We start from the raw sequence: 17,450 nt of genomic DNA on the forward strand, positions 1-17,450 counted from the left end.
GAATTGCATGAGCTTTTTGGCGACATATTTTTAAGAGAGATTATTATCTTATGTTTTTGGGGTCAAGGGCATCACGCAAGCTATCACCTAAAAGATTAAATGACAGTACCGTCAGCACGATCGCTAATGCAGGAGTCCAAACCAGCCAAGGCTGAAGAATTACAATCGAGGCGTTAGTAGACAAAGATAGCATATTCCCCCATGAAGGATCGGGCGGTTGGATGCCGAGTCCTACTAAGCTTAGGACTGCTTCTACTACTATAAATCGGGGGATATCGAGGGTTGCCGAAATAATAATAAAGGTAATTGTTTGCGGTAAGACATGGCTCATCACGATCCGCAATGGACTGGCTCCTGATGCACGAGCCGCCATAATAAAAGTTTGTTCTTTGATGGACAAGACTTGTCCACGGATAATTCTTGCTAGTCCAGACCATGAAACAAATGAGATGATCGCAGTTATTAGTGCAAACCGTTGAGTATTACTGATCTGCGGCGGCAAAATTGCAGCTAATGCTACTAATAAATATATTGAAGGAATCGACATCAAGATTTCTACAAAGCGCATCAGCACGACATCAACCCAGCCGCCGATATATCCTGATATTCCTCCCACAAAACAGCCGATCGCATAGGAAATCGTTGTACCAATAAACCCGATTAGGAGACTAATTCTACCTCCGTGGAGTAAGCGGGTTAACTGATCCCGTCCTTGTTCGTCCGTTCCTAAAAGGTTCAGTTGTCCTGCTCCATTGGTACTAAATAGATGACCACCATGCAAAATCTGAATTGGTGAAGGCTTGTTGTAATCCACGATCAGAGCGCGATCGCCTGTTTCCAGATCGACTTTGCCTTGGGTAGTGGGATAAACATGAGCGCCAATAAATTGACCTTGGCGATCGTGCCAATATATTTGCGTGGGCGGCAGTAAGGAAGCATTTTTGACTGATTCAGTGACACCATAGGGTGTGACGAAATCAGCAAATATGGCTGAAGCATAAAATATTGTCAAAATTACAATCCCAATCCAAGCCAGAGGATTGGCTCTGAGTCTTTTCCACCAAGTCATTAGGAGCCTTTAAGTGCTTTGAAAAAATTTTTGCGGTAGTTGCCATTCATGACAAATAATACGGGCCATAACAACGCTAGACCAATCTGATTACCAGAAAAATCGGTGCGCCGAAATCCTTGCAAAAATTTCACAACCCCAAATACATAACCAACGACAAGTAAAATCAAAATTAACTGCGGCAGCATAAATCCCTCTTGAATGTACTCAGTCTAAATAATCACAGAAATTTGCAATTAATTTAATCTCAAAATTGATATTGAAAGTGAAGTGAGATGTCACTCCACTTTCAATCCTAATTTATTTTACTCATTAGTGGGTAGCCTAACCAAGAGAGAGTTGCAGGGCTTCGCGCCACAACTCTCGGTTCTACTATTGCTGACTGGATTCATAAATACCTGTCCATTCAGCCCATACTTGCCTACCCATTATTTCGCCTTTTTGCCAAATTTCCTGCTGTTTTGCTTGTTTTGGAAACTTGCCTTGATAATTACTATCGACTAAGGTGTTTAATCCAATTTTGATTTCGCCTAATTCACCTAAATAAGTCGCCGCGATCGCCCCTGATTGTAGAGAAATTAGAGATCTAACTTCGGCATCATTTTGCTGATTACAGTTATGTCGCTTTGCTCGTTCGATCACAATTTGCCAATTGTGGGGCGTGCTGAGGAAGTAATAAAAGCTACTAGCGATCGCCGCCGAAATTCCTGTGTTGGCACGATGCACCGTAATGGCACTTGCGCCACATTCTACAAATTGTTGAGCTAGCTGCAATTGAGCTAAACAGTTTTGGAAGTTGTGAGGATGTGGGCTTAGCGATCGCCTTGGACTGAAATCAGTATAAATTTGCCGAACTAACAATAAGGGTTGCAATTCGCCACGACAGCCATAGGCGATCGCGTAGGCTAGGACTAATTCGGAAATATCCGCTTTGCTGTAATTTTGTAAATCTAAAATTCGCGATCGCACTTCCTGTAAGTCTTGATGCCAGTAAGCCCCAATAGCGATCGCTAACACACTTAAATCCAAAGGGTTTGCCAAAAAACTTAAAGAAAGTGAGTCAATTTTGTCCTTAACTACGGCTTCAGTCAAAATTGCTAGGCGATCGGCATAATCTTCTGGAATAACTGCGAGAATACTTGTCCAAATAGCGCAAAATCGATTTCTTAAGGATTTTTGGTTGAGCAACATAGGATTTTGATGTTTACTTAAGCGCACTGTAAATAACCACAGCAATCGCCAACATTAACAAAGAAGCGTAAACGATAACGCGCCCCCAGACTGCTAAGAATAAACCCAACAAATTCCAAAAACTGGGACGGGAAGTCCCATTCCACTTGGGGGTAAATTTAGAAATTTCTGACTTCTCATAACCATCAAGCTGTTTCATCGATACAACCCTGTAATGCAATCGCCCAAATGGTTGTAAAAGCTTGAACTGTTGATAACGGTGATGATTAGTACGCCAGCGATTACGCAAGTTTTTAGCTTTACCAACATATAACACCACCCACAGAGCCGTAATGTAATACACTCCTGATTCCTGCGGTAATTCCTTAAGGTTGTCGATGGATTTAGATGGCAACCAAAAAACACGTATCCATTCAGGCATAGGTAATTTACTATCCTAAGTTATTCATACCCAGATATTTAGTTACTTTCACGCCATCTTAAGCAGATTTGGGTTATAAATAAAATGTTTTGCTTAAGTAATCTAAATAATCTCGTTAGGTTTTGCTTATATGTCAGATTTTAATCGCGGGATCATGAAATTTGAAAACGCTGACAGCCCTTTGTCAATCGTGCTTTCTAGCGTTGTTGTCCTCAGTGCGATCGGTTTCCTACTCTGGTGGGGTTTCCAGACTGCTTACGTTTAAAAATATTATCAAACCATAGACCCAAAAAAGAGATGCAGTCGTTTAGGCTGCATCTCTTTTTTGGGTCTATAACCCTGTAATCTAAGACAAGTTTCTGATCAATTTTCTAAATAATGACTGTTACCACTTCTCAAGATGAACAACTCGGAGCCGCGATCGGTGCGATTCCGAGTGGCTTATTTATTATTACCTCTCAACAAAATGGCACAACAGCCACCATGCTTGCTTCATGGGTACAACAGGCTGGGTTTAATCCCCCATCGGTAACCTTTGCTGTCGGTAAGGGTCGCCCCCTTGAAGCTGCTTTGACTGTAGGTAGCCCCGTGGTCATTAATATTGCCGAAAAGGGGCAGGGCAAAATTATTGGACATTTTGCCAAGGGTTTTGCGCCAGATGTTGATCCCTTTGAGGGACTTGAAACCGCTACGGCTCCCAGTGGTCAGCCCTATCTAACCGAGGCGATCGCCTATCTAGACGCAACTGTAACTAGCAGTCTTGACGCTGGTGACCACGTAATCGTTTTGGCGACGATTAATGCAGGCGATCGCCTCCGTGAAGGTGAATCCGCCATCCATACCCGCAAAAATGGATTTAAATATTAAAAAGATTTTTGCGACACGGCTTAGGCGTGTCGCAAAAATCTTTTTGATAAAACAGTTGACATTACCCACAATGTTTGGCATATTAATAAAGCGCAAAACGCAAATCAACCGCAAAATGCGGGTGTGGCTCAGTGGTAGAGCATCTCCTTGCCAAGGAGAATGTCGTGGGTTCGAATCCCATCACCCGCTTAAGAAAAAGAATAAAGACAAGAGAGTCCTGCGTAAAAGCTTGGACTCTCTTGTCTTATAGCTATAGCCCACCCAAGAAGCGAGTGGCGGCGCGATGCGCCGCCACTCGCTTCTTGGGTTTTGGTTGATGATTGATCAACACAAGAATAGCGTCGCACAGCGACATTCTTGTGACAATTCAAGCACTGCTAGATTTTTAGTTCGGTTATGATTACCAAATCTCATTGCGATCCTACCTCCATAAACTTATGCAGCTTAATTTGCAGACTGCTTCCCCAACCGTTACCAAATTCGATTTAAAAAACGCTCTAGCAAATATAGATCTACCCTCTGCGGATTGGGTGGGAATACGGGAAGTCCACGAAATTACGACCACTCGCTATGTACGCGATCGCAAGCCCCAGTCCAATGGGCGCAGCCTATCCCACGGAGTCATGATTGAAGTCTTAGCCAATGGTCAATTTGGCTATGCAAGCACCAATCATCTCGACATAGAAAATATTCAACTCACCGCCCAAAAAGCTTACGAGCAAGCCACAATCGCCGCACAATGGGCTGTCCATCCCTTCACGATCGCCCAAAGACCTAAAGCAATTGGACAATATTTTTCACCATTTATTAAAGCAGCCGATGCGATCGCCCCTAGAGACATCAACGAATTACTAATCGAAATCTGCGATACCCTCAAAGTCTCTGACAAAATCGTCAAAACTAGTGCCTATGCCGTCATTACTGAAATTGAAACGCGATTTGTAAGCAGTAATGGCTCTGATATTTATCAAAAATTTCTTACTATTGCTACAGACTATGCGGCGACTGCTCAAGATGGGGCAATTATTCAGCGTAGGGGCGACAAAGGGCAACTAGCACGCTGCAATCAAATAGGGATGGAAGTATTTGAGCGTGATCTCATTTTGCAAAGGGCAAAGATCGTTGGTGAACAAGCGGTAGAACTGCTCACAGCCGATGAATGCCCCACCGCAACTACTAGCCTCGTACTTGCCCCCGATCAGATGTTGCTGCAAATCCATGAAAGTATCGGACATCCCCTTGAAATCGATCGCATTCTCGGCGATGAACGTAACTACGCAGGCGGCAGCTTTGTTAAGCTTAGCGATTTCGGCACAATGCAGTACGGCTCACCCCTGATGAATGTCACCTTTGACCCCACCATGGCTGGAGAATTCGCCAGTTATGCCTTTGATGATGCGGGTATACCTGCCACTAAGGAATATTTAATTAAAGAAGGAAATCTCTTGCGCGGATTAGGTAGCGCTGAAAGTCAGGTGCGATCGGGAATTGCGGGCGTAGCGAATGCCAGAGCCACCTCTTGGAACCGTCCAGCCATCGATCGCATGGCAAATATCAACCTTGAAGCTGGAGAATATAGCTTTGAGTCGATTCTTGCGGACATTGAATATGGCGTATATATGGAATCCAATCGCTCATGGTCAATTGATGACTATCGCAATAAATTTCAATTTGGCTGTGAATACGCAAAACTCATCGAAAATGGCAAATTAACCAAAACTCTCTGCAATCCTAACTATCGCGGCATCACCAACCAGTTTTGGAGCAGTCTTGCTAAATTAGGCGATCGGCACACCGTCGAAGCCTACGGATCTCCTTTCTGTGGCAAAGGGGAACCCAATCAGGTAATTCGAGTTGGTCATGCCTCACCAGTATGTTTATTTGAAAATATTGAAGTTTTTGGCGGCGCCTAGTAAAAACAAAAAAGAAATGCAGCCCGAAGGGCTGCATTTCTTTTTTGTTTTTTATTGAATAGCTATAGCTAGGCTAAACCTAATTGCTTCATTTCTTGCTCAAGAACATTTAGCAAATTAGTGTCATTATTAGCGCGGGCAACTTCCATACGGCGCTTAACTGAAGCAGATAGGTTTGCCTTATGATTTGCGGCTGCTTCGGCTTTTCTTTGATTAATATTCATGGTTAGCTTCTCACTATGCAGATATATTATTTAGTTATGCTTACCATAACATATAAGCATGTAAATAGTATCATAAGCTACTAAAACTTTCTTGAATAAATGTAAAGAAAAACCTGCAAAAACAAAGTGGCGGCACGAAGCGCCGCCACTTTTGTTTTAACCAGCCGTTAGGGGACGATAAGTTCTGTAATTGATGTCAGGAAATATATTGTCCATATATTCCACCTTCTCAAGCCAGCCAGAATCAAGCGTCCCTGCCTCAATATCCTCAAATAGCTTCTCTAAACGCATCAAATGCGATCGCGTCCTTCTAATCGCATAGGGAACCATCGTGCCAGTACGCATAATAAACGCCCAGTCAGAGGATTGCGCTAAAAGCAATTCTCTCGCCGCCTGATTAAGCGCTCTCCACTCCAACTCATCCGCAGGCTCCCGATAGGACAAATGAATCATCCGTTCAGCCCCCTTATGCAAATGTTGATAGACCCAAGCATTAGTCTCATTTAGCCAATATTCATGGAATCCTTTATAACCCCAGCTTGACTGAGCAGGACGGGAAACTTGTTGAGTCGGATTACCACGCAAATAATCGGCAAGATGGGTCATTTCATAGGTGGTCTGGTCGTAATAGGACTTCCGAATCAAGAAATCAATAAACCAAGGACCTTCATACCACCAGTGACCAAATAATTCTGCATCGTAGGGAGACACCACAAGTGGTGGACGACCCATCATGTCATGTAGATAACTAATTTGGCTTTGACGATTCTGCATAAAGTTAGTCGCATTCTCAGCCGCTTTTTCCTTTGCCCAATAAGGATCATAAAGCTGCTTTGCGTCTAGCCCAAAATCTCGCCCTGTAATACGGTGATATTTAACACCCGTATTTTTCCGTTGACCGTTAGGCATAATGAAAGGCTTGATATATTCATAATCCGCTTCCCAGCCCAAATCTTTATAAAATTCCCGATAAACAGGATCGCCCGGATAACCGACTTTCGATGACCATACCTGCTGCGATGATTCATGGTCACGGGCAAAGGCTGCGACACCTGTTTCTGTAAACACAGGGGCATAGGTTCCAAATCTGGGGCGGGGCTGACCATACAAAATGCCATGCCCATCGGTGAGGAAATAACGAATCCCCACATCGGCAAGCATTCGCTCTAAACCGTTGTAATAGGCACATTCTGGCAACCAAATTCCATTGGGAGCGCGTCCAAACTCATTGGTGTAATGCTCAACCGCCACCTCTAACTGCGCCCATACTGCCTCTGGATACATCTTCATCAGTGGCAAATAACCATGCGTTGCGCCACAGGTGATAATTTCGAGATTATTAGTATCTTGAAACTGTTTAAAAGCCGTTACGAGATCGCCGCTGTATTTTTCCCAGATTTCGCGAGTTTCGGCAAATTCTTTGACATAGTACTCAGCAAGATACTTAACATGACCGTTATGTTCATTGTGGATTACCTCAAGCTCAACCAATTGCTGTAACATCGCCAAATGCTTGTCATAGCGTTCTTGCAGAAGCGGGTCACGGAGCATAGACACCAATGGGGGGGTCATGCTCATCGTCATTTTGAAATTAATGCCATCTCGCCTGAGTCCTTCATAGACTTTAATCAGGGGAATATAAGTCTCGGTGATTGCCTCATACAGCCATTCTTCTTCAAGTACATAGTCGCTTTCGGGATGGCGAACATAGGGTAGATGAGCGTGTAAGACCAGCGCGAGATATCCAATGCTCATAGATCTTCTTTTCCTAAAGAGTCTTTAAATTAGCCAATAATGCTAAATATGGTGAAATTTGGGAATTTTAAGGTATTGACACATTACCCCAAAACCTTAATTCCAGAATCTACCAATTAGCTACATAACGTTATTTTGTGCAGACACAAGATTTGAATGAAAGCTTGACCCTACATAAAGAGAACAAGGGAGTTTTGAAAAGGTTCACTACGCAAACTTTTTCAAAACTCCCCTGTTTTTTATAAAAATGCCAATAACTGCAAAATATAGAAAACTTCTACGATCTGCTGGTACTAAAAAGCCTTCATTTATAAACGTCATGTCATTTCTTAAAACATTTTTAAATTAATTTTAGGCTATTGATGTACTTAAGTAGGTAAGCACAATTAAATATAAGATTCCAAAAACTATGGCGCGGACTTCACGAACAAATCAGATTCTTTAGTTTTTGAGGTTTATTAACGTAGATGGGTGCAGATAGGCTTAGTTCAATTTGTAGGATGCGTTAGTGCAACGTCACGCAATTTTGCTGTCCTAACCCAAAAGACTAGTTGCAGCACTTCGCACCCTTACTTGTCTTCTGAGTTTGTGTCCTGATAAGACCAACGACAACTATAATTCAGTACCCTTGCTAAATTTTTCTAGTGTTTTAAATGATGGATGTGGGGGAGGGTGAAGAGTTTGTAAATTTTTTGATAGAAATTGTTAAAAAAACCTTACATAGTCAAAAAAAATAAATACAGTCGTAAGGAAGAGTAAATAGGATTAAAACAAAGTAATTAAGAGTATAGAGATGTAAAAGTCCCTAAGCTTGTCTCTTGCTATAGAAATGGTTGCGAGATAACGTAAGACTGCAAATCAATTCAAGTTAGCTCGTAGACTCAAAAAGTTAACCTCGATTGAGTAGAATTTTTTAGCAAAAACTATCTTTCGGCATATTTTGTTACAATCTACATTTCTATGGATTTTGCAGAGATATTTTACCGAATTGGTTGTTGACAAAACCTATATTGACATGCATTACAAAGGAATAAGGTGGGGGATGCATAAAATGACTATTTTGACTGTTCGATATGAACTTGTTTGAGGCGAAAAATCAAGTTACTTTAAGAGGTGTAATTGCTCCTTACCTAATTTAGTAACTTAACTTTTTTGTAGGTTACTTTATGCAGTTCGTCATGTTCTCACACTTGATTTACTTAACTTTCTAGGAGCGAAGCTAGTTTAGAGGAGGCAGTTTTTTGAAAAAGATATCTTCCAAAGACGAGGATCTGATGACCAATGTTTCCCTGACATTGGGTGATAAGGTGTCCTCTTTGAAGGTACGTCGTTCGCTTGCAGTTCTAGGGTTTGCCCTTTCCGCAGGAACAGTAGGGGTACTAATTAACCAACAGTCGGCGAATAACAATCTCAAAGCTACACCTGTTGCTGCATCGTCTCGTACTTTGACTGATGTGATGGCACAAAACCAAGACCGTAAGTATGAGATGGCAAGAACGGCGATCGCATCGGGAGCTTGGGACAACACACAGGGTGTAATAGTTCATGAAGTTCGCGAAGATGAAACTTTATGGAAATTAACGCAAGTTTATCAAGTTGACGCGGCAGCGATCGCGGCTTCTAACAATATCAGTGCTAACACCGAGTTACAGCCTGGAACAAAGCTTGTAATTCCCCCAGTGAATGGATTAGTTCACAAGGTCAAGCCTGGGGATACTTTGGAAGCTATTTCCAACTACTACAACGTTCCTAAGAACGAAATTATTAAGTTTACATCGTTAACTTCTGGCGATTTCCTAGCGATCGATCAGTCTTTAGTGATTCCTGGAAACGTTGCTACATTGATGCAAGTAAAGGAAGGGCATGTCAAGAGACAGTTACTTGCTGAAAAAGAACGTTTGGTGCAGCGCTTGCAAGAGCTAGAAGGGAAGAAAGCTAATGCAACTCTGGCTAGCACTAATGCCAAGCCTAATGCGGCGGAAAATGCGATCGCCAAACAGCCTAAATACTTGTCTTATCGAGTACAAAGTGGCGACACAATTGAGACAATTGCTCGTCGCTATGGCATTACCCAAAAGTCGATTATTGAATCGAATAAGCTAGAAAATCCTCAATGGCTAGAGCTAAATCAAGAATTAAAGTTACCTCAAGAGCGTAGTTTTTCAAATGTGCAGACTATTGCCTCTTCAAATAATGCTAAGCCACTTAAAGATGTGCCATCCCCTGTAAATGATGGGACTAGTCTTATACCTGCTCCGTCAAGCAATTCTCAAGCAAGCAACTCCTCTTCACCCAAGGATATGGGTCAGGTTCGGGTTGTAGCGGCTACGCCTATGGTTTTACCTAAATCATTAGTGACAAAAGTAGCAGCAGCTAATCGGGTATCTCCTTGGGATGGCTTAATTCAGTTAACTGGGTCAGCAAATACCGCTATTTCTAACGCACCAGCCCAAGAACAATCTGCAAGCTTGCAAACCAAGGCTAATGCTGTTCAACCAAGTTTACCTGTAGCTAGTGAGCCAGATTTCAAGGTAGCCGCCGCCCTTTTCCCCTTTGCTCCCGATCAGCTTTTCGGTGAACTAGGTGGTTCAGCTAAGAAAAATAGCTCTCTATCACCAACAGCCCTTAACTTACCTGCGCGTTCGATTTCAGCTCCATCAATTCCTGCATCCAGTGCGGCTGAGCAGTACAGCGCCATGCGCTCAAAGCCATTGGAAGCAAATTCCTCCCAGCCTGTAGCCGAACCAAAGATTCAGTTCCCCACTAAAGTCGCAGCAGTTTTATCAATCCCTCAAATACCTCGCGTCTTGATGTCCGAGCAACGAGGTTTGTCTAACTCACCTGCTGAATCAGTTAGTCAACCTGCGGCTGAGCCAACTGTTAAGACCTCGACTGTTGCCGTATTATCAGTTCCTACTATTCCTGCTAATCGGGCGATCGAGCAAAATAGCAATACTAGTTCCAAGCCAGCGACTGTGTTAGTACAGCCTGCCGCTGAGCCTAATGTGCAGATCCCCGCGCAGATCGCCGCTAATTTAGCGCCCAAGGTTCCTTCTTCTGAGTCTGTAGAACTGCAATCAGCTAACACTGGTAAGCCTAATCAAGTAGCACTATTGCCTGAACCTGAAGCCAGAATGACTTCTTTAGAGGTTAAGCGTTTAGAGTCGGAAGTCGATCAACTGAATGCAAAAGTACGTGATGCGGAAATTAAGGAAGCTGCACGTAAAGCTGAAGAAGCGCGTAAGTTGGAAGCTACCAAGATTGCCGCCGCTAACTTGAATTCATCGCCTAACCCCGATCGCAATTTTGATGCTAGTCGCAGTGCGATCGCCAATCCTAATGATCGCTCAGGTGTATCACCTCAATTGCCTCAGTTAACTGCTAGTGCCTACTTGCCCGATGTCCAAGACTACGGATTATCTAGTGGCTTTATTTGGCCTGCGGATGGTGTATTCACTTCAGGCTACGGCTGGCGCTGGGGTAGAGTTCACCAAGGTATTGATATTGCCGCACCGATTGGTACGCCAATTCTTGCCGCAGCGTCTGGTGTGGTTGAATACTCTAGCTGGAATGATGGTGGCTATGGCAACATGATTGATATTCGTCATGCGGATGGCACTATTACCAGATACGCTCACATGAATGAGCTATACGTTAAGGAAGGTCAGACTGTAAGCCAAGGTCAAACCATTGGCGCGATGGGAAGTACTGGTTTTAGTACAGGTCCTCACTTACACTTTGAGATTCGTCCTAATGGTGGCAGTGCCATTGACCCGATGGCATTTCTTGCTGGTGTTAGCAAATAAATCTAATAAAGTCTAAAAAAAGGCGACGCGATGCGTCGCCTTTTTTTAGACTTTATTAGAGGCGGCGCAAAGCGCCGCCTCTTGTCTTTAGGGTTTGGCGAAATGAAAATCCTGATGCTCTGTGTTTTCTGCTAAAGTGAGGACAGCAAAATCCTTCATAAATAATCGGAAAACGTTGATGGCAACGGACTTACAAAGCTTAACAGCTCAATTACAATCTCTGGCAGAAACAGCAGCAAAATCCGTCGGAGATGTCCAAACTCCCGAAGAACTAGAGCAGTTAAGGGTTGAGTACTTAGGGAAAAAGGGAACTCTATCCCAAATTCTTGGAGCAATGGGTAAGTTGTCCGCAGAGGAACGCCCTCAAGTTGGCGCGATCGCCAACCAAGTCAAGCAAGCATTACAAACTCAACTAGAAGATCGTAAGGTCGCAATTCAGCAATTAGTAATCGCAAAAAGATTAGAATCCGAAACTCTCGATGTCACCATGCCTGGCATATTGCATTCTTACCAAGGTAGAATGCACCCGATCCAAAGCACTATCGATCGCATGTTGGACATACTAGTAGGCTTGGGATTTACGGTAGCGCAGGGACCAGAAATTGAAACTGATTATTACAACTTTGAAGCCCTAAATACTCCCGCCGATCACCCTGCCCGTGATATGGCAGATACTTTATATCTGAGCGATGGTAAGCTCTTGCGATCGCAAACTTCTTCAGTCCAAATTCGCTATATGGAAGAAAATGAACCTCCTTTGCGAATTGCTTGCCCGGGGAGAGTTTATCGCAAAGATGATATTGACGCTACTCATTCCCCAATTTTCCATCAAATCGAGTTATTAGCAGTTGAAGAAGGGCTAACCTTTGGCGATCTTAAAGGCACTGTAAAAACCTTTGTCGAAGAGCTATTAGGCGAATGTCCGATTCGTTTTCGCCCCAGTTATTTCCCCTTCACTGAACCATCTGCCGAAGTTGACGTTATGTGGAATGGACGATGGTTAGAGCTAGGGGGCTGTGGTATGGTCGATCCCAATGTATTTAAGTCCGTAGGCTATGATCCTGAATTAGTAACAGGTTTCGCTTGGGGATTTGGGGTAGATCGGGTGGCGATGGTTTTGCACAAAATCGATGATATCCGCCGCTTATTTACCAGCGATTTGCGTTTTCTGCGTCAGTTTTAGGTTTGAATAAGCCTTTACTTGTATCGTCAACCTAACTTTTGTTTTTGAGTAATCGAGTAAACAATTATGCAGAAAGCTTTGCCGTTCTTTCAAAGAAAGCTCAAACTTACTTCCTTTTGGAAAGATAACTATATTTTTCTGCGAGAATTTAAATATTTCTGGAATATTGCAATCCTCGCCCTTGTTTTTTCTTTCTTAGGAGCCTTCTTTGAGGGCGCGGCAGTAGCCGTAATCAATGCTTTTTTACAAGTGCTAACTAATCCTGATAAGCCTCTTAGCAATACAGGCTTAGATTGGCTAAACACATGGCTATTTTCTAATAGTGCCACTACTGGCGATCGCATTGCTCGCTTAGGGCTTTTGGTGATTTTTTTAGGCTGGGTGCGATCGCTTTTTGCCTATTTAGGACCAGTTTATGCAAAGCTAACCGATGCTTCTTTTGCGGATAGAATGCGGAAGTCGATGTTTGAGCAACTGGTTAGCCTTAGTTTAGGTTATTACTCTCAAACAAGAACGGGAGATTTCGTTAATTGCCTCACTGGTGAGATTGCTACTATTCAAAGAGGATTTGGAGCCTTATCTGCCTTTGCGATTCGCGGTTCGACTCTAATTGTTTATATAATTGCCATGTTTTTGATATCTTGGCAGCTATCAATTAGTGCTTTAATCTTGTTTGGAATGCTTTCGTTAATGATATCGGGGTTTGTAGTTAGGGTTAGAGAAGCTAGTTTCCCTGTATCTAAAGCGGGATCTGACTTTACTTCTATAGGAATTGAATTAATTAATTCCATGCGAACGATTCACACTTCTGCAACACATAACTTTGAAAGAAAGCGCTTTTATGGAGCTTCTGAAAACGTTAAGCATGCACTATTTAAACTGAATAAGTCAGTAGATTTAGTTCGTCCCCTTGCCGAGGGGATTTCAACGACGATTTTAATCTCTGTAATTGTTGCAGCATTCAATATTTTTGTTACCAGTGGACAGCTACAAACTGCTTCCTTACTGACCTTCATGTTTGTTTTGTTTAGGATGATTCCTTTAGTGGAGCAAGTTAACGGCTTAAGGATTGAATTAGGCAGTTATGGAGGTTCTATTGATAAAATCAAAAACATTTTAAAAACAGAAGATAAGATTTATCTTCAGGATGGAGAATTAGAATTTGAAAAACTACAAGATTCAATTAACTTCTCATCAGTAAATTTTTCCTACAATGCTGATGACAAGCCTATTTTGTATGATATTAATTTATCAATCAAAAAGGGTGAAACCACAGCTTTAGTGGGCAGTTCAGGGGCGGGAAAAACCACCTTAGCTGATTTAGTTCCCCGTCTTTACGATCCCACTAGTGGATCAATTTATATTGACGGTATTGATTTACGCGATCTCAAAATTAGCTCCTTACGCCGCAAGATGGCGATCGTTAGCCAGAGTACCTTTATTTTTAATGCTTCTGTCCGCTACAACATTGGCTATGGATTTGACCATATCGACGAAGATTTACTAGTTGATGTAGCCAGACAGGCTAATGCCCTAGATTTTATATTAGATATGCCTCAAGGATTTGACACTATTCTTGGCGATCGCGGAGTGCGTTTATCTGGTGGTCAATGTCAACGGGTGGCGATCGCCCGTGCTTTGCTGCGTAAGCCCGATATTTTAATCTTAGATGAAGCGACTAGTGCTTTGGACTCAGTTACCGAGCGATTGATTCAAGAATCTCTCGATGAACTGTCTAAGGGCTGTACTGTCATCGCGATCGCTCATCGCCTTTCGACAATTGTCCGAGCTGACAAAGTTGTTGTGCTAGAAAAAGGTCGAATAGTCGAAGAAGGAACTTATCAAGAACTAATTGAAAGAAAAGGCGCTTTATGGAAGTACCATCAAATGCAAAATCAGTAGGTTTAATCGAGCTTTTTGAGTATTCTATTTGTCAAAAAATAGCTGAGCTGATTAATTATTTATGATTAGCTAAACAATACATATTCATCCCAGTCTTAGTAATTGAAGGAATAAAAGTTCTTACCATAGCCTTCGCAATTTTTATCTTACGGTCAAATGAAGACAAATTAGATAGCTCTAATCCTGATTTTTTTAGCTTTTTAGCTGCAAGAATATTAGATAATCCAAACCAGTCAAAAGGTTCTTCTACATAGTTTTGCAATTGCCAACCAAATCTTGACAGAATTGTTTCTGAGGCAGACTTATTCCATCTAGTTTGATGATGGGGCGGATAGTCCCATCCTTCCCTTCCTCCTACCTTTACTTCCTCAAGATTCATCGTCCATCGATTAGGAGCAGGACAGGTAAAATGTAGGGAAGCGTCTTTGGTAGTTATTGGATAAAGATCTTCAAAAAACATTGATAAGTCCTCCACATGCTCGATCACATGAAAGAATACAACCGCATCAAATCTTCTTTCTTGCAGATTTTTTTTGAGTTCTTTTAAATCCCAGCAATATGCCTCCAAGCCCTTTGATTTAGCGACTTCAATTGCCCCATAATTGAAATCTAATCCCATCCCGCTATGACCCTTTTTAATTGCGAGATCGAGAAAGTGTCCTTCACCACAACCAATTTCTAAAACATGAGATTTAGGCTTTAAATTTTGAAAACATTGTTGAAAATCCCACTCCCGAACTCCATAATCCTCGATCTCTGAATACCATTGACTTGGTGCGGTAAACATAGGATTAGCAAACTCTAGTCCACAATTACTACACTTATCTATATGAATAGATGATGGAATATCACCTTTACTAATCATTTCAGTTAAAAGAGTTGAGGCAGATAAACTGATTTGTGAATAATAGTTGGTAAGTTCTAATGTAGATAGATTCTGTATAGGCTTAATTTTCTTGGAATTACAAGCCGGACAAGAATGAATCTCTATTTCATTATGCATAGTCTTAACCTTCCTGAAATACCTATAGGGACTTGATCTTTGGGATTTAAAAGTTATACTTTAAACTTGTAACTACTAGCAATTTATAATTGTTGTTGTTGATAAGTCTAAAGTATTTAGGTCTTAATTATCAAAAAAACTACAGATCATTTATGACTGTTATATATAATGATTTAGGTATATATAAACCTTATGGCTTTTAACTTACAAAAGCAAGAAAATATTAATCCTAAATAAAGAATAAAATCAAAATGCAAAATAAATCTGTAGAATTAGTCATTGAAGCTGGTAGGACAGAGAAACAATATTGGAAAGATTTATGGCGCTATCGAGAATTGTTTTATTTCTTGGCATGGCGCGATATTTTAGTTCGATATAAACAAACAGCGATCGGTATTGCTTGGGCTTTACTGCGTCCATTTTTAACAATGGTAGTTTTCACGATCGTATTTGGGCAAATTGCGAAGTTACCAGCTCCACAGGGAGTTCCTTATCCGATTTTAGTATTCGCAGGAATGTTGCCTTGGCAGTTTTTCTCAAATGCTCTGAGTGAATGTAGTAATAGTTTGATTGGTAATGCTAATTTAATTTCTAAGGTCTATTTTCCCCGCTTAATTGTGCCGACTAGTGCTGTCATCGTTAGCTTTGTCGATTTTATGATTTCTGGGATCATTCTCTTAGGATTGATGGCTTGGTATAACTTCGTTCCAAGCTGGCAAATATTGACTTTACCGATTTTTATTTTGATTTCCTGTGCGGCTTCAATGGGAGTGGGTTTATGGTTAGCGGCTCTAACCGTTCAATATAGAGATTTCCGCTTTGTAGTTCCTTTTATTATCCAATTTGGCTTGTATATTTCTCCTGTTGGGTTTAGTAGTAGCATCGTGCCTGAGCAGTGGAGACTCTTGTATTCTCTCAATCCTATGGTAGGGGTAATTGATGGATTTCGTTGGGCTATTCTTGGGGGTGAAGCACGGATTTACATGCCAGGATTTTTACTTTCCTTAGGACTAGTTTTCTTGTTGCTTTGGACGGGAATTTGGTATTTTCGTAAAATGGAACGCACTTTTGCGGATGTAATCTAAAAGATAAAGGCTGGGCAAAGCCCAGCCTTTATCCTTTGTATTCCTATAAATGGAGATGTTGTAATAATGCTTGACGCATGATTTCAATGGGTACAGGTTGCTCTAGCCAAAACTCGAGGGCGATCGCGCCTTGATTGATCAGCATTTCGAGTCCATCGATCGCTTTGAGTCCTCTTGCCGCAGCAATTTGGAGAAATCTAGTCGGTCGGGGTGTATAAATCAAATCATAGACGATCGCATGATCGGGTAATAGAGTCATCTCATCTTCGGTCACGGGCGTATTAAAATCGCTGGACATGCCTATGGGAGTAGCATTAATGATAATTCCTGTAACTTCTAGCAAATGATGGATTGAAGTCCAAGGATGTACGCGCAAATTGTAATCACGAAGTTGGCTAGTCATCGTGCCATGAAACTTTTTGGTTTTCTTAGGATCGCGTCCAAACACATGAATAATTGGACAGCCTAGCTCTAGGCAAGCAGCAACTACTGCCTTAGCGGCTCCCCCACAGCCCAGAATCATAGCAGGCATATTTTTCCAGTCACAATCGAGTTTTTTGAGCGGTTCTAAAAAGCCTGCGACATCGGTATTTGTGCCAACCCATTGATCGCCAAGGCGCTTAACAGTATTAACTGCGCCGATGGATTGGGCTATGGGAGTGACTTCATCTAAAAGCGGGATGACCTCAACCTTATGGGGAATAGTCAAGTTAAAACCTTGTACCGATTGGATAGCTTTTAAGCCAGCGATCGCCGCAGGTAGATTTTCAATGGGAATTGGGAATGGCACATATACATAGTCCAAACCCAATGCGGCGATCGCGGCATTATGCATGACTGGGGAAAGGCTGTGACTGACGGGAAAGCCCATCACCCCCAATATTTTGGTTGTCCCTAATATACTCCCGCTCATAGTCGCTTACCTAAACTTAGTTACAAAACTATTGCACAAAAGTTTTACGTAAAGAGCGAGATTTTTTGTGACGTGGCAAAGCCGCGCCACAAAAAATCTCGCTCTTTACGTTATATTT

The 17,450-nt window shown here is 42.0% G+C and carries 14 protein-coding genes and 1 tRNA gene; 7 read left to right on the top strand and 8 right to left on the bottom strand.

All coding sequences use genetic code 11. The features are described from left to right. Positions 1-43: 43 nt before the first annotated feature. The 4 genes from H6F42_RS12260 to H6F42_RS12275 all read right to left on the bottom strand — a co-directional run bounded on the left by H6F42_RS12260 (position 44) and on the right by H6F42_RS12275 (position 2,681). A complete protein-coding gene (locus tag H6F42_RS12260; RefSeq protein ID WP_190399648.1) occupies positions 44-1,069 on the bottom strand; it encodes an ABC transporter permease in 1,026 nt (341 codons plus the stop codon). Next, the gene (locus H6F42_RS12265; RefSeq protein WP_190399782.1) at positions 1,069-1,254 is read right to left on the bottom strand and encodes a hypothetical protein; all 186 of its coding nucleotides are present in this window, start codon (positions 1,252-1,254) and stop codon (positions 1,069-1,071) included. Before H6F42_RS12265 ends, H6F42_RS12260 begins: the two co-directional genes overlap by 1 nt. A 187-nt stretch (positions 1,255-1,441) precedes the next feature. Beyond that, positions 1,442-2,260: a hypothetical protein gene (locus H6F42_RS12270; RefSeq protein ID WP_190399649.1), complete on the bottom strand. Its 819-nt coding sequence runs from the start codon at positions 2,258-2,260 to the stop codon at positions 1,442-1,444. Between the two features lie 13 nt (positions 2,261-2,273). Next, positions 2,274-2,681 (bottom strand): GIY-YIG nuclease family protein, encoded by a 408-nt coding sequence (locus tag H6F42_RS12275; protein WP_190399650.1) that lies wholly within the window; start codon positions 2,679-2,681, stop codon positions 2,274-2,276. 378 nt (positions 2,682-3,059) lie between these two features. Here H6F42_RS12275 and H6F42_RS12280 point away from each other — a divergent pair, with 378 nt between their 5' ends. The 3 genes from H6F42_RS12280 to H6F42_RS12290 all read left to right on the top strand — a co-directional run bounded on the left by H6F42_RS12280 (position 3,060) and on the right by H6F42_RS12290 (position 5,461). Next, a complete protein-coding gene (locus tag H6F42_RS12280) occupies positions 3,060-3,548 on the top strand; it encodes a flavin reductase family protein (protein WP_190399651.1) in 489 nt (162 codons plus the stop codon). Between the two features lie 117 nt (positions 3,549-3,665). Next, positions 3,666-3,737: transfer RNA gene (locus H6F42_RS12285), tRNA-Gly, on the top strand. 248 nt (positions 3,738-3,985) lie between these two features. Beyond that, positions 3,986-5,461 carry a TldD/PmbA family protein gene (locus H6F42_RS12290; protein WP_190399652.1) on the top strand — a complete coding sequence of 492 codons (1,476 nt, stop codon included), beginning with the start codon at positions 3,986-3,988 and terminating at the stop codon, positions 5,459-5,461. A gap of 68 nt (positions 5,462-5,529) precedes the next feature. Here H6F42_RS12290 and H6F42_RS12295 read toward each other — a convergent pair whose 3' ends face one another. Beyond that, positions 5,530-5,685, bottom strand: a complete 156-nt coding sequence (locus H6F42_RS12295; RefSeq protein WP_190399653.1) for a hypothetical protein — start codon at positions 5,683-5,685, stop codon at positions 5,530-5,532. A 156-nt stretch (positions 5,686-5,841) separates the two neighbouring features. Continuing rightward, positions 5,842-7,440 (bottom strand): glycoside hydrolase family 57 protein, encoded by a 1,599-nt coding sequence (locus H6F42_RS12300; protein WP_190399654.1) that lies wholly within the window; start codon positions 7,438-7,440, stop codon positions 5,842-5,844. A 1,241-nt stretch (positions 7,441-8,681) separates the two neighbouring features. On the opposite strand from H6F42_RS12300, the gene H6F42_RS12305 reads away from it, so the two are divergent. The 3 genes from H6F42_RS12305 to hepA all read left to right on the top strand — a co-directional run bounded on the left by H6F42_RS12305 (position 8,682) and on the right by hepA (position 14,331). Further along, a complete protein-coding gene (locus tag H6F42_RS12305) occupies positions 8,682-11,246 on the top strand; it encodes a peptidoglycan DD-metalloendopeptidase family protein (protein WP_190399655.1) in 2,565 nt (854 codons plus the stop codon). 178 nt (positions 11,247-11,424) lie between these two features. Further along, on the top strand, positions 11,425-12,429 hold the full coding sequence (gene pheS / locus H6F42_RS12310; protein ID WP_190399656.1) for a phenylalanine--tRNA ligase subunit alpha: 1,005 nt from the start codon (positions 11,425-11,427) through the stop codon (positions 12,427-12,429). A 66-nt stretch (positions 12,430-12,495) separates the two neighbouring features. After that, on the top strand, positions 12,496-14,331 hold the full coding sequence (gene hepA, locus H6F42_RS12315) for a heterocyst formation ABC transporter subunit HepA (RefSeq protein WP_190399657.1): 1,836 nt from the start codon (positions 12,496-12,498) through the stop codon (positions 14,329-14,331). Positions 14,332-14,386: 55 nt separating this feature from the next. On the opposite strand, the gene H6F42_RS12320 is transcribed toward hepA, so the two are convergent. Further along, positions 14,387-15,334, bottom strand: coding sequence for a class I SAM-dependent methyltransferase (locus H6F42_RS12320; protein ID WP_190399658.1), 948 nt, complete (start codon positions 15,332-15,334; stop codon positions 14,387-14,389). Between the two features lie 251 nt (positions 15,335-15,585). Here H6F42_RS12320 and H6F42_RS12325 point away from each other — a divergent pair, with 251 nt between their 5' ends. After that, the gene (locus H6F42_RS12325) at positions 15,586-16,419 is read left to right on the top strand and encodes an ABC transporter permease (RefSeq protein WP_190399659.1); all 834 of its coding nucleotides are present in this window, start codon (positions 15,586-15,588) and stop codon (positions 16,417-16,419) included. A gap of 43 nt (positions 16,420-16,462) precedes the next feature. On the opposite strand, the gene H6F42_RS12330 is transcribed toward H6F42_RS12325, so the two are convergent. Then, positions 16,463-17,332 carry a shikimate dehydrogenase gene (locus H6F42_RS12330; protein ID WP_190399660.1) on the bottom strand — a complete coding sequence of 290 codons (870 nt, stop codon included), beginning with the start codon at positions 17,330-17,332 and terminating at the stop codon, positions 16,463-16,465. Positions 17,333-17,450 lie beyond the last annotated feature (118 nt).

It is taken from the genome of Pseudanabaena sp. FACHB-1998 (assembly GCF_014696355.1).
In the GTDB taxonomy this organism is placed as follows: Bacteria; Cyanobacteriota; Cyanobacteriia; order Pseudanabaenales; family Pseudanabaenaceae; genus Pseudanabaena.